The following is a 13265-nucleotide window of genomic DNA, read 5'->3' as shown; positions in this document are numbered from 1 at the left end:
ACTTCCAGAATCTGCCGTCAACCCTTAATTCAGCTTTTCTATCAAATAGGCATTTCTGGCTAAAAACCGACCAACTTCCCTCCATATAGAGAGCCTCAACAACCCTCTATATAGAAGAGAAGCTTCAGATGACCCCGGCCTCCCTCAAAGCCGACACATTCGCTGGCGTCAAACCCAGCACTTGCTGCAGCACCTGATGGGTATGCTCACCCAACAGCGGAGGTGCGCTGCGGTATTCAACAGGCGTCTTGGACAGGCGCATAGGACTTGCCACCTGGGGCACAGTACCAGCCAACGCATGAGGCAACTGCATCGCCAACCCGCGCGCTTTCACCTGAGGATCGGCAAACACCTGCGCCAGGTCATTGATCGGGCCGCAAGGCACACCTACTCGCTCCAGCTGAGCCACCCATTCAGCCGTGCTCTTGAACACGGTAGCCTGACGGATCAACGGAATCAGCACCGCCCTGTTAGCCACTCGCAGCTTATTAGTAGCAAACCTAGGATCATCCGCCCACTGGGGCTGCCCAGCCACTTCGGCAAATTTGCGGAACTGCCCATCATTACCCACAGTAAGAATGAAGTCGCCATCCGCCGTAGGAAAATCCTGATAGGGAACGATATTCGGATGAGCGTTACCCAGGCGCTTTGGAGAGACGCCCGTCGTCAGGTAGTTCATCGCCTGATTAGCCAGACAAGCCACCTGCACATCCAGCAACGCCATATCGATATGCTGGCCGCCACCATCATGATCCCGGTGAGCCATGGCCGCCAGGATCGCAACTGTCGAGTAAAGCCCCGTAAGAATATCCGTCAGCGCCACGCCAACCTTAACCGGTCCGGCGCCGTCTTCACCCTCCGGGCGGCCAGTCAGGCTCATCAGCCCGCCAAGCCCCTGGATCATGAAGTCGTAGCCCGCCCGCGTCGCATAGGGCCCGGTTTGACCAAACCCGGTAATCGAGCAGTAGATCAACTCCGGATTGAGCTCCTTGAGCGACTCATAGTCCAACCCATAGGCCGCCAAGCCGCCTACCTTGAAGTTCTCGATCAGAATGTCGGACTTCGCCGCCAGGTCACGCACCAGCTTCTGGCCCTCCGGCCGCGTGAAGTCGATCGTCACCGATTCCTTGTTGCGATTGGCAGACAGGTAATACGCCGCCTCAGTGGTGTTTTCCCCATACGCATCCTTGAGGAAGGGTGGCCCCCAGGCACGAGTGTCGTCGCCATTCCCGGGCCGCTCGACCTTGATCACTTCAGCGCCAAGGTCTGCAAGTATCTGCCCGGCCCAAGGGCCCGCCAGCACTCGCGACAAATCCAGTACCCGCAGGTGCGAAAGCGCGCCCATGGTCGTTCTCCTATTAATAGAACGCCTGAATACCGGTTTGCGCTCGCCCCAGGATCAATGCATGCACGTCGTGAGTACCCTCATAGGTATTCACCACTTCAAGGTTGACCAGGTGGCGGGCAATGCCGAACTCATCCGAGATGCCGTTACCACCGAGCATGTCACGCGCCATCCGGGCAATGTCGAGCGACTTGCCACACGAGTTACGCTTCATGATCGAGGTGATTTCCACAGCCGCAGTGCCCTCATCCTTCATACGACCCAACCGCAGGCATCCTTGCAGCGCCAGGGTGATTTCAGTCTGCATGTCTGCGAGCTTCTTCTGAATCAGTTGAGTAGCCGCCAAAGGCCGCCCGAACTGCTGGCGATCAAGGGTGTACTGACGCGCGGTATGCCAGCAGAACTCCGCGGCCCCCAAGGCACCCCACGAGATCCCGTAGCGTGCCGAGTTAAGGCAAGTGAACGGTCCTTTCAGGCCACGCACATCCGGGAAGATGTTCCCTTCAGGAACAAACACGTTATCCATGACGATTTCACCGGTGATCGAGGCGCGCAATCCGACCTTGCCGTGGATCGCCGGAGCACTCAGGCCTTTCCAACCCTTTTCCAGCACGAAGCCGCGAATGTCGCCCGCATCGTCCTTGCCCCACACCACGAACACATCCGCAATCGGGCTGTTGGTAATCCACATCTTGCTGCCAGTGAGGCTGTAGCCGCCATCCACTTTGCGCGCGCGGGTAATCATCGCGCCCGGGTCGGAACCATGGTTAGGCTCGGTCAGGCCAAAGCAGCCAATCCATTCACCAGAGGCCAGCTTCGGCAGGTATTTCTGCTTTTGCGCTTCGGTACCGAATTCATTGATAGGCACCATCACCAGTGAGGACTGCACACTCATCATCGAACGGTAGCCAGAGTCCACACGCTCTACTTCACGAGCGATCAGGCCATAGCTGACGTAGTTCAATCCACTGCCACCGTACTGCTCTGGAATCATCGCCCCCAGCAGGCCGGTCTCACCCATTTCGCGGAAGATCGCAGGGTCAGTCTTTTCATGGCGGAAGGCTTCGAGAACACGGGGCGCCAGCTTGTCCTGGGCGAACTGTTGGGCACTGTCGCGCACCATGCGTTCTTCTTCGGTGAGCTGTGAATCCAGCAGCAGTGGATCGATCCAGTTGAAGCTTGCCTTACCGCCCATGAGTGAGTCCTCGCGAAGTAAATCAAAAGTCGTGCATGGAGCCTAGGCCGGGCAGGAGAGGAGGGCAAACGAGGATTTTGCATAGCCTTGTGCTAATTTCTCACTCCGTAACATTCAAAAGCGACATAGATGCTCTTTACTTGTGAGGTCACGGTACATGCGCAGAAAAATTCCCAGCACCACGGCGCTGGTCAGTTTCGAGGCTGCAGCCCGCCACGAGAGCTTTACCAAGGCGGCACAGGAGCTTTCGATCACCCAGGGCGCAATCTGCCGACAAATCGCCAGTCTTGAGGAGTTTTTAAGTGTCGAGCTGTTTCGACGCTCGCGCCGGGGCGTGAAACTGACAGAAGCAGGGCTTTCCTACAGTCGCCGGGTGGCTACGCAACTTGACGCCGTGGAACGCGACACCCTTTCGATCATGGGACAGCAGGGCACCAACGTTATTGAATTGGCGGTGGTCCCGACCTTCGGCACCCAATGGCTGATCCCACGCCTCAAGGACTTTCAGCACCAGCATCCCGAAGTCACCGTCAACCTGACCAACCGCACACGGCCTTTCCTGTTCGCCGATACCGAATTCGACGCGGCAATCTACTTTGGCGATGCCGACTGGTCCGGTACCGAATCCCACAAACTGATGGGAGAAAACCCGCTCCCGGTATGCAGCCCGCGCTTGCTGGGCGATCGCACGCACTTCACTGCACACGAAATCGCCGAACTGCCCCTGCTGCAACAAACTACTCGACCCTATGCCTGGCGCCAGTGGTTCAACGCGCAACAGCTGGACATACCCCGCGACATGACAGGCCCGCGTTACGAGCTATTCTCCATGTTGTCCCAGGCAGCCATGCACGATATGGGCATTGCACTGATACCGCCGTTCCTTATTCAAAGGGAACTGAGCGATGGGCACTTGGTGATTGCCAGCCCTCAGGTACTGGCGAGCTCAAAGGCTTACTACCTGATGATTCCCGAGAGAAAGGTCGAATCAGCTTCTCTGCATGCGTTCAGAGACTGGCTGATTGATCAGTCGCATCGTTACAACCCCAATATCTAAAGGGTCTTCGTCAATTTATTAACTTTGTAGTCAACAAAATAAAATACCTACATATGTATATATATGTCGCAATTTAGAAGACCGCATCTTTTGACCCTGAAATGGCCTTTAAGCCATGTAGGTATTGGCCTGTAGCCATAAAATTGCAGCGATGCCCAATCATTCACGTCGGCGATGGAGAAGCGCTGATATTTCGGTAAAAACTCTTTAATCTCCTGTATTTAAACGACTTTAATCTATCCATTGCGACAATCGGTCACGGGGTGACTTGTAGTTAATTTTTTGTCACCCGTCATAATCTCTTGAAGGCCGTAAAGTTCGCCTGCAAAATGCCGCGCCCCGCTGTATTTCAGCGGGATCGTGCTGATCGGCCGCCCAGATTCGCCTGTCGTGGCGCACTGGCCTTTTACAAAAATCAAAGCAAAAAGATCATGCAGGAGATTTGACGTGCACATTGGTGTTCCTCTCGAAACCCAGACCGGTGAAACGCGGGTGGCTGCCACCCCGGAAACCATCAAGAAGCTGATCGGCCAGGGCCACAAGGTCACTGTGCAAAGCGGGGCAGGCATCAATGCCAGTGTCGTCGACAGTGCCTATGAAGCAGCGGGCGCAACCATTGGCAGCGCCAGTGATGCATTCGGCGCCGAGCTGATCCTCAAGGTGGTCGCCCCCAATGACAGCGAACTGACGCTGATCAAAAGCGGCGCAGTGCTGGTGGGCATGCTCAATCCGTTCAGCAACGAAACCATCACTCGACTGGCCGAGCATGGCATCACGGCCTTTGCCCTTGAGGCCGCGCCGCGCACCTCCCGCGCGCAGAGCCTGGATGTGCTTTCTTCCCAGGCAAACATTGCCGGCTACAAGGCTGTACTGCTCGCCGCCCATCACTACCCACGCTTCATGCCAATGCTGATGACCGCCGCCGGTACGGTGAAAGCCGCTCGCGTGCTGATTCTTGGAGCTGGTGTAGCAGGGCTGCAGGCGATCGCTACCGCGAAACGCCTGGGTGCGGTCATCGAAGCGTCCGACGTGCGTCCGGCGGTAAAGGAACAGATCGAATCCCTGGGCGCCAAGTTCGTCGACGTGCCATACGAAACTGATGAAGAACGTGAATGCGCGGTTGGCGTGGGCGGTTACGCGCGCCCAATGCCAACAAGCTGGATGCAGCGCCAGGCCCTGGCCGTGCATGAACGTGCCAAGCAAGCCGACATCGTCATCACCACCGCATTGATTCCGGGTCGCAAGGCACCGACCCTGCTCAGCGCCGAGACCGTCGCTCAGATGAAGCCAGGCTCGGTGGTCATCGACCTCGCCGCAGCCCAGGGCGGCAACTGCCCGCTGACCGTGGCAGACCAGGTGGTCGTGGAAAACGGTGTGACCATCTGCGGCCCGACCAACCTGGCCGGCGCCGTCGCCGCCGATGCCTCGGCGCTGTACGCACGCAACCTGCTGGACTTCCTGAAGCTGGTCTTCACCAAGGAAGGGCAGTTTGAAATCAACCTCGAAGACGACATCGTCGCCGCGTGCCTGATGTGCCGCGACGGCCAAGTCATCCGCAAAAACGCCTAAGCAGGGATTCAGACGATGGAAGAGCTTATTTCCCCCGGTATCTACAACCTGATCATCTTCGTGCTGGCGATTTATGTCGGTTATCACGTGGTCTGGAACGTCACCCCGGCCCTGCACACCCCGCTGATGGCCGTGACCAATGCGATTTCGGCGATCGTGATCGTCGGCGCCATGCTGGCTGCCGCACTCACCGTGACACCGCTGGGCAAGACCATGGGCACCCTGGCCGTGGCGCTCGCAGCGGTCAACGTGTTCGGTGGCTTCCTGGTTACCCGCAGGATGCTTGAGATGTTCAAGAAGAAAGCCCCGAAAGCAAAAGAAGAGGCGCCATCGTCATGAGCATGAATCTGGTCACGACGCTCTACCTGATCGCGTCGATCTGCTTTATCCAGGCCCTTAAAGGCCTGTCACACCCGACGACGTCCCGGCGCGGCAACCTGTTCGGCATGCTCGGCATGGCGCTGGCAGTGCTCACCACCGTGGGCCTTATCTATAAGCTCGGCGCCGAGCTGGCCACTGCCGGCATTGGCTACGTCATCGTTGGCCTGCTGGTCGGCGGCACCGCCGGCTCGATCATGGCCAAGCGCGTGGAAATGACCAAGATGCCGGAGCTGGTGGCGTTCATGCACAGCATGATCGGCCTGGCTGCAGTGTTTATCGCCATCGCCGCAGTCGTGGAACCACAGTCGCTGGGTATCGTGAAACACCTGGGGGATTCGATCCCCGCCGGTAACCGCCTGGAGTTGTTCCTCGGTGCAGCCATCGGTGCAATTACGTTCTCCGGCTCGGTCATCGCCTTCGGCAAGCTGTCGGGTAAGTACAAGTTCCGCCTGTTTCAGGGCGCACCGGTACAGTTCGGCGGTCAGCACAAGCTGAACCTGGTGCTGGGGCTGTTGACACTGGGCCTGGGCCTGGCCTTCATGTTCACCGGCAACCTCAGCGCCTTCGCATTGATGCTGGCCCTGGCGTTCGTGCTGGGCGTGCTGATCATTATCCCGATTGGCGGCGCCGACATGCCGGTGGTCGTCTCGATGCTCAACAGCTACTCCGGCTGGGCTGCGGCGGGGATCGGCTTCTCGCTGAACAACTCGATGCTGATCATCGCCGGTTCGCTGGTGGGTTCAAGCGGTGCGATCCTGTCGTACATCATGTGCAAGGCGATGAACCGCTCCTTCTTTAATGTACTGCTCGGCGGTTTCGGCAACACGGCAGACGCCGCCGGCCCGGCCGGCTCGAAAGAAGCGCGCCCGGTGAAATCCGGCTCGGCTGACGATGCAACCTTCCTGCTGACCAACGCCGATACCGTAATCATCGTACCGGGCTACGGCCTGGCGGTGGCACGGGCACAACATGCACTGAAAGAGCTGACCGAGAAGCTGACCCACCGCGGCGTGACCGTGAAGTACGCGATCCACCCGGTTGCAGGCCGTATGCCTGGTCACATGAACGTATTGCTGGCCGAGGCAGAAGTGCCTTACGACCAGGTGTTCGAGATGGAAGACATCAACTCCGAGTTCGGCCAGGCCGACGTGGTGCTGGTGCTAGGCGCCAACGACGTGGTCAACCCGGCCGCCAAGAACGATCCCAAGTCGCCCATCGCGGGCATGCCGATCCTCGAAGCGTTCAAGGCCAAGACCATCATCGTCAACAAGCGCTCGATGGCCAGCGGCTATGCCGGCCTGGACAACGAACTGTTCTACCTGGACAAGACCATGATGGTCTTCGGCGACGCCAAGAAGGTCATCGAAGACATGGTCAAGGCCGTCGAATAAACACTGCGCCAGCGCAATACCCAAAACCCTGGCCTTTAGTAGGCTGGGGTTTTTTATTGCCGGTAAAAACCGACAAAAGGCTCTAAATCGCTGCCTGGCATTCGACCATGGTAGCGGGACGAAATTTTTTGAAATCACTAGACTGCGCATCTTGCTTCCGTAGCCCGAGATAACAATCCATGTACCGTGATCGTATCCGCTTGCCTTCGTTGTTGAACAAGGTCATGAGCGCGGCTGACGCTGCCGCACTGATCCAGGACGGCATGACCGTCGGCATGAGCGGCTTCACCCGCGCCGGTGAAGCCAAGGCCGTGCCCCACGCCTTGGCCGAACGCGCCAAGACATCACCGCTGAAAATTACCCTGATGACCGGCGCCAGCCTGGGCAACGACCTGGACAAGCAACTGACCGAGGCCGGTGTACTGTCGCGACGCATGCCATTCCAGGTAGATAGCACCCTGCGCAAGGCGATCAACGCCGGCGAGGTGATGTTTATCGACCAACATTTGTCGGAAACCGTCGAGCAGCTGCGCAACAATCAGCTCAAGCTACCGGACATCGCGGTGATCGAAGCCGTAGCGATCACCGAGCAAGGCCACATTGTGCCAACCACTTCCGTGGGCAACTCCGCCAGTTTCGCGATTTTCGCCAAGCAGGTGATCGTCGAGATCAATATGGCGCATAACCCGAACCTGGAAGGCCTGCACGACATCTATATCCCGAGCTATCGCCCGACCCGCACGCCAATTCCGCTGGTGGCCGTGGACGACCGTATCGGCAGCACCGCGATTCCGATTCCGCCGGAAAAGATCGTCGCGATCGTCATCACCAATCAGGCGGATTCGGCCTCCACCGTGACGCCGCCCGACAGCGACACCCAGTCGATCGCCAATCACCTGATCAACTTCCTTAAAGAAGAAGTCGACGCCGGACGCATGACCAACAAGCTCGGCCCGCTGCAGGCAGGCATCGGCAACATTGCCAATGCGGTGATGTGCGGTTTGATCGAGTCGCCCTTCGAAGACCTGACGATGTATTCGGAAGTCCTCCAGGATTCCACATTCGACCTGATCGACGCAGGCAAGCTGAGCTTTGCCTCAGGCAGTTCGATCACATTGTCGGAACGGCGCAACGCCGACGTGTTCGGCAACCTGGAGCGCTACAAAGACAAATTGGTGCTGCGGCCCCAGGAAATCTCCAATCACCCGGAAGTGGTGCGGCGCCTGGGCATCATCGGCATTAACACCGCGCTGGAGTTCGACGTCTATGGCAACGTCAACTCCACCCACGTCTGCGGCACCCGGATGATGAACGGAATTGGCGGCTCGGGCGACTTTGCGCGCAACGCGCACCTGGCGATCTTTGTCACCAAGTCGATTGCCAAGGCCGGCGCGATTTCCAGCGTGGTGCCAATGGTCAGCCATGTGGACCATACCGAGCATGACGTCGACATCCTCGTGACCGAGGTCGGCCTGGCGGACCTGCGGGGCCTGGCGCCGCGGGAGCGGGCTCGGGTCATCATCGACAACTGTGTGCACCCGGCGTACCGCGATGCCCTGAACACCTACTTCACCCAAGCCTGTGTGCTGGGCGGGCACACCCCGCATATCCTGCGAGAAGCACTGAGTTGGCACATCAACCTGGAAGAAACCGGGCATATGCTGAAGGCGTGATTGATACAGATTCGGGCTGATGCAAACACAGTTTCATCAGCCCGAGCTTCCGAGCCCAACTTTTATAAAAAACTGTACTGCTGTACCGGTCATTTCCTACCGAAATATCCTACCTCGAACTCCATAAACGCCTAAAACGCACCATAAAAGTGCCGACAGGTACAGTTGCCCCAATTTCGTACAGTACAGCCCCTATAAACAGTTAACTGGCCCCTCACAATACAGGTGAACTGTATCTAGAGAGTCTTGCGCGGGAGGAGGATCATTGGCACCAGTTAAACCACTACCTAATCCCGCCACAAGCGGAAGGATGTCATCATGGAACGTACACTCAGTTCCGATCTGTTCTTCGAAGAAAAAGCTGTAAACACCCAGGCTTCCCTGCCTCTGCGCGTTCTCGCCAACCTGATGTTGTGGCAGCGCCGCATCTCCAGCCGCCATCAACTGGCTCGTCTGGATTCGCGTCTGCTGGCTGACGCCGGTATCAGCGAAGCACAACGCTACGAAGAGCTGAGCAAGCCGTTCTGGCGCTAATTAGCGTCCGCTGGCCCTGACCCACCGGGTCCACCGCCAGCACTCCGAATTGTTAAAGCAGAACCCGCCCCGGGTAACCGGCGGCGGGTTCTGCTGTTTCTGGGGTTTGGATTTTCAATGGCGAAAACAGTCGGCTTTCTACAGACAGATACAGTTTAAAAAATATAACAATTAAGCAGTACAATTTAATCCGCGTGTATCTGTACCGGTAGCACCCTCCAGCCCAAGATGGTGTTCCAGGACCTCATGAAAGGCGCGCGTCATGAATACCAAAAACCAGCAACACCCTCGGTTGATACAGCTACTCAAGCGCACCGCTGCAGCACTCGTCTGCTGGGGGCAACGGGCCCGCACACGCAGGCTGCTGGCTCAACTGGATCCGCGGGAATTGTCCGATGCGGGTATCAGTCACGGCGACCGGGCATCTGAGCTGGCCAAATCGTTCTGGCGCGAGTAATCACCGCAGGAAGCTATCCGAACAGATAAGCGGCGGCTAATATCCGGCTACCACGTGGCGAACCCTGTAGAACGGGCGTCTGATGCCCATGGTCTCGCTGCTCAAGCAGTAGCTTTGTGCCACCCTTTCGTTCATTTACAGGAGTCACCCCATGTCCCGTCTTCACCTGCTGAGCGCTGCAGCCCTGCTGGCCCTGGCTGCCAATGCCAACGCCTCCAGCCTGATCGTGACCACGGATTCGATCGTCGGCGCACTGAAAGCCACCTCAGACGCCACCTCCGATGCCACTTCCTCCCTGCGTGACAACAAGGTCGTACGTGCCGCCCGTGACGACGCCGCCAGCTTCGTTGCCAGCGAAGGCGCCATCCGTGGCGTAAAACTGGAAAGCGCCCTGGCCCAGATCCGCCAACAGGCTCCACAACTGAATACCGCGACTGACGCGCAGCTGGCCCAGGCGATCCTGGCCATCTGACCGCTGGTGGGATAAAGGGGGCGCCAGGCGCTCCCCGAACCCTCCGCGCTGGCTCTCGCCCGGGCATTGCGCTAGCCTTGGCGCTCGTTTTCAGTTGTCGAGTCCCATGGCTTTTTCATACCGCCTGTTGATCGCTCCCGTAGTGTTTTGCACCTGCTGGTCCACGCAAGCTCCGGCCTTTGACCTGTCCACCCAGAGCCTCGTTGTCAGTGCGTATGCCACCAGCAAAGTGACCTCCGCACCGTTCGACCATAAACTGATACTGGCCGCCCAGGATGACGCTGCCGCTTTCATTGCCACTGACGGCCAATGGCGGGGAGCCCGACTGGAATCAGCGCTGGATTATCTGCGCCATACCCAGCCAAAACTTAACGCCAGTGACCTTGAACTGGCGCAAGCAATTCTCGTCCAATAATCATCTTTGTATTTCGGAGTCATTCCATGCGTAGCCCGCTGATCGCCGCCGCTCTCGGCCTGCTGTTGTTGGCCGGTGTTGCCCAGGCACAAACCCTGAAGGCCACCAGTAACATCATCGTCCGAGCCTCGGCCCGTACCATCGATTTCACCTCGGACACCACCACGTCCATCCGCGACTCCAAAGTCGTACGCGAAGCCCACGACGATGCCGCCAGTTTCGTCGCCAGCAATGGCGAGATTCGTGGCGCTCAACTGGAAGCCGCCTTCGACACCCTGCGAACCCGCGTGCCGGAAGCCCGCGACGCCAGCGACCAGGTCCTCGCCGAAGCTATCCTCTCTCTGTGAGGCGCATTGCCGCCTGGCTACTGGCCGGCACCTTGCTGCTGGGCGCCAGCGCGGCTCAGGCCGCCCTGCAACTGCGGCTCAAGACCGATGGCTTGAGCCCGGCCCAGCAGCAGGCGAGCCAGGCATTGCTGGATGAAGCGATGCAGGCGTTGCCGCCGCGCTTCATCGAGCAACTGGACCGGACCATCGACGTCGGCTGGACCGACAAGATGCCCGAGAACGCCTACGGCCAGGCTTCGCTGGTGTCCGAACTGGACCTCAACAGCAACTTGCTGGAAAGCCTTACCGACGGCAGTGCCGCGACGCAAAAAACCAATCGCCCCCACGGCACCGTGCGCCGGGAAATGCTCGCCACCGTGCTGCATGAACTGACCCACATCTATGACCGTGCCCGCCTGTGGTCCAGCGCCGACCGCAAGCTGATCCAGCGTTGCAGCCGCCAGAACAACATCACCGGCCTGATCGGCCTGCCCGATCAATGCCGGGGCCAGAACGACCGCCGCTTTACCCTCAGCGATGACCCACGCCTGCTGGACCTCGCCGGGTGGCCGCAATACGTCGGCCGTCGCGGCGAACGTGAACAGAACAACCATCAGGTCGCCCGCAGCCCGGACATCTACGAAACCACCAGCCCGCTGGAATTCGTCGCCGTCAACATGGAGTACTTCCTCCTCGACCCGAGCTATGCCTGCCGCCGGCCTTCGCTGTACCGCTATTACAAGGAACACTTTGGCTGGGCGCCGCCCGCCAAGGACACCTGTGCCAAAACCTACGCCTTCCTCAACGCCGGCAACGACTTCGCCAAGACTCCACTGGGCCAGGTCGACCCCGAGCGGGTCTACGAAATCGACTACCTGCTGGCCGAAGCCAACCAGAACCTCGTGAGTCGCTGGGGCCACAGCATGCTGCGCCTGGTGATCTGCGCCCCCGGCCGGCCACGGGGCCCGGACTGCCGCCTGGACCTGGACCAGCACCTGGTGTTGTCCTACCGCGCGTTTGTCGGTGACGTACAACTGTCGAGCTGGGACGGCCTGATCGGCAAATACCCGTCGCGGCTGTTCGTGCTGCCGCTGTCTCAGGTCATTGACGAGTACACCAAGACCGAGCTGCGCGGCCTGGCGTCGGTGCCGTTGAAGCTCACGCGCCAGGAGATCAACGATACCGTCGAACACGCCGCCGAAATGCACTGGAGCTACGACGGCAACTACTTCTTCATCTCCAACAACTGCGCAGTAGAGAGCCTGAAACTGTTACGCAGCGGCAGCGCCAACCCGCAGCTGACCGGCCTGGACAACATCACGCCCAATGGCCTGCTGGAAGTCCTCAAGGGCCGAGGCCTGGCCGATACCAGTGTGCTGGACGACAAAAAACGCGCGCTGCGCCTCGGCTATCACTTCGACTCCTTCCGCGAGCGCTACCAGGCGATGTTCGAGGTGTTGAAAAAGCGCCTGCCGATCAAACAGGCTGAAGTGGAGGATTGGTTGTCACTGAGTGCCGAAGAGCGCCGCCCATGGTTCGCCGAAGCCGACCTGCGCGCCAGCGCCGCCTTGTTGCTGCTGGAACAGGCGAGCTTCCGCAAGCAGCTCATGCTGGCCCAGGATGAAGTCAAGCAACGCTACCTTGGCGCCCGCGAGCTGAAGAACGGCGGCATGGAAAAGGCCAACGCGACGTTGCAGCAGATCCTCGCCAACAGTGGCTTCCTCAGTCGCCCGGCAGAGCTGCTGGGCACCAGCGGTTACGGCTTGCCACAACCAACAGAATCCAAACGCCTGGAATCAGAGAGCGCCGCGCGCCAGAAGCAGTTGCAGTCGCTGACCGGCGATCTGGACAAAGAGGTGAGGGCGCTGCTGGAACCGGCCCGCGCGGCGGAGATTGCCGCATGTGAAGCCAACCTCAAGCAGCTAGGCGAGCACTTGCGCGCACTGCACAAGGCCTCCGGCGGGTTCGAACTGCCCTAGAGCGCTTCTCCGGCTTCTTCCGGTAGTTGCTCATCCAGGTGTAACCACGGCAATCGGCTCTCTACCCAGATATGCCGATCTGCCGGGGCCAGCTCCGGGTGATCCAGGGTTGCGATGGTCACATCGATACTCTCGGCACTCAGTTGCGTTACCAGCGCCAAATGCGCCCCACAGTTAGAACAGAAATACCGCACGCATGTCGGCGAAGATTCGTACTGCGCCGGCGTTCCCGCCACCCAGGCGAACGCGGAACGGGGCAGGGTGATCCAGGTTGTCACCAAGCCGCCGCTGACCCGCCGGCAAATCGAACAGTGGCAGTGGGCAATATCCACCAACGCCCCGCTGAACTGATAACGCACCCGCCCGCAATGGCAGCCGCCTTGGTGTTGCTCATGCATGCTCTGTCTCCCACATCCTTATTTCACACAGGACCAGTCGTCCATTCAACGTAGCCCGTTTCTCAAGCGAAAG

Annotated in this window: 14 protein-coding genes; 11 read left to right on the top strand and 3 right to left on the bottom strand. The window is 59.1% G+C overall.

Translation table 11 applies throughout. The features are described from left to right. Nucleotides 1-124 precede the first annotated feature (124 nt). A complete protein-coding gene (locus HX821_RS05920; protein ID WP_177022447.1) occupies nucleotides 125-1345 on the bottom strand; it encodes a CaiB/BaiF CoA-transferase family protein in 1221 nt (406 codons plus the stop codon). 13 nt (nucleotides 1346-1358) lie between these two features. Then, nucleotides 1359-2540 carry an acyl-CoA dehydrogenase gene (locus tag HX821_RS05915; RefSeq protein ID WP_177035402.1) on the bottom strand — a complete coding sequence of 394 codons (1182 nt, stop codon included), beginning with the start codon at nucleotides 2538-2540 and terminating at the stop codon, nucleotides 1359-1361. Between the two features lie 157 nt (nucleotides 2541-2697). Here HX821_RS05915 and HX821_RS05910 point away from each other — a divergent pair, with 157 nt between their 5' ends. The 11 genes from HX821_RS05910 to HX821_RS05860 all read left to right on the top strand — a co-directional run bounded on the left by HX821_RS05910 (nucleotide 2698) and on the right by HX821_RS05860 (nucleotide 12794). Beyond that, on the top strand, nucleotides 2698-3597 hold the full coding sequence (locus HX821_RS05910; protein ID WP_003214745.1) for a LysR family transcriptional regulator: 900 nt from the start codon (nucleotides 2698-2700) through the stop codon (nucleotides 3595-3597). A gap of 447 nt (nucleotides 3598-4044) precedes the next feature. Then, the gene (locus HX821_RS05905; protein ID WP_008439665.1) at nucleotides 4045-5166 is read left to right on the top strand and encodes a Re/Si-specific NAD(P)(+) transhydrogenase subunit alpha; all 1122 of its coding nucleotides are present in this window, start codon (nucleotides 4045-4047) and stop codon (nucleotides 5164-5166) included. A 15-nt stretch (nucleotides 5167-5181) separates the two neighbouring features. Further along, the gene (locus HX821_RS05900) at nucleotides 5182-5505 is read left to right on the top strand and encodes an NAD(P) transhydrogenase subunit alpha (protein WP_008439664.1); all 324 of its coding nucleotides are present in this window, start codon (nucleotides 5182-5184) and stop codon (nucleotides 5503-5505) included. Further along, on the top strand, nucleotides 5502-6938 hold the full coding sequence (locus HX821_RS05895) for an NAD(P)(+) transhydrogenase (Re/Si-specific) subunit beta (RefSeq protein WP_003214748.1): 1437 nt from the start codon (nucleotides 5502-5504) through the stop codon (nucleotides 6936-6938). Before HX821_RS05900 ends, HX821_RS05895 begins: the two co-directional genes overlap by 4 nt. Before the next feature lie 179 nt (nucleotides 6939-7117). After that, nucleotides 7118-8611 carry an acetyl-CoA hydrolase/transferase family protein gene (locus tag HX821_RS05890; RefSeq protein WP_177035401.1) on the top strand — a complete coding sequence of 498 codons (1494 nt, stop codon included), beginning with the start codon at nucleotides 7118-7120 and terminating at the stop codon, nucleotides 8609-8611. 318 nt (nucleotides 8612-8929) lie between these two features. Beyond that, a complete protein-coding gene (locus HX821_RS05885; RefSeq protein ID WP_003214752.1) occupies nucleotides 8930-9145 on the top strand; it encodes a DUF1127 domain-containing protein in 216 nt (71 codons plus the stop codon). 262 nt (nucleotides 9146-9407) lie between these two features. Then, on the top strand, nucleotides 9408-9602 hold the full coding sequence (locus HX821_RS05880; protein ID WP_003214754.1) for a DUF1127 domain-containing protein: 195 nt from the start codon (nucleotides 9408-9410) through the stop codon (nucleotides 9600-9602). 151 nt (nucleotides 9603-9753) lie between these two features. Then, complete coding sequence (locus HX821_RS05875) at nucleotides 9754-10074, top strand: DUF2388 domain-containing protein (protein WP_008439660.1); 321 nt, start codon at nucleotides 9754-9756, stop codon at nucleotides 10072-10074. Nucleotides 10075-10180: 106 nt separating this feature from the next. After that, a complete protein-coding gene (locus HX821_RS05870) occupies nucleotides 10181-10489 on the top strand; it encodes a DUF2388 domain-containing protein (RefSeq protein WP_008439654.1) in 309 nt (102 codons plus the stop codon). Between the two features lie 26 nt (nucleotides 10490-10515). Then, on the top strand, nucleotides 10516-10836 hold the full coding sequence (locus HX821_RS05865) for a DUF2388 domain-containing protein (RefSeq protein ID WP_003214760.1): 321 nt from the start codon (nucleotides 10516-10518) through the stop codon (nucleotides 10834-10836). Further along, complete coding sequence (locus tag HX821_RS05860; RefSeq protein WP_003214762.1) at nucleotides 10833-12794, top strand: DUF4105 domain-containing protein; 1962 nt, start codon at nucleotides 10833-10835, stop codon at nucleotides 12792-12794. Before HX821_RS05865 ends, HX821_RS05860 begins: the two co-directional genes overlap by 4 nt. Here the strand turns inward: HX821_RS05860 and HX821_RS05855 are convergent. After that, nucleotides 12791-13192 carry a GFA family protein gene (locus HX821_RS05855; protein ID WP_008439652.1) on the bottom strand — a complete coding sequence of 134 codons (402 nt, stop codon included), beginning with the start codon at nucleotides 13190-13192 and terminating at the stop codon, nucleotides 12791-12793. The two genes, HX821_RS05860 and HX821_RS05855, sit on opposite strands and share 4 nt — an antisense overlap. Nucleotides 13193-13265: the final 73 nt, after the last annotated feature.

The organism is Pseudomonas sp. B6001, from assembly GCF_013386015.1.
In the GTDB taxonomy this organism is placed as follows: Bacteria; Pseudomonadota; Gammaproteobacteria; order Pseudomonadales; family Pseudomonadaceae; genus Aquipseudomonas.
The sequence above is the reverse complement of the archived record's forward strand: the minus strand, read 5'-3'. Positions and strand labels throughout refer to the sequence as shown.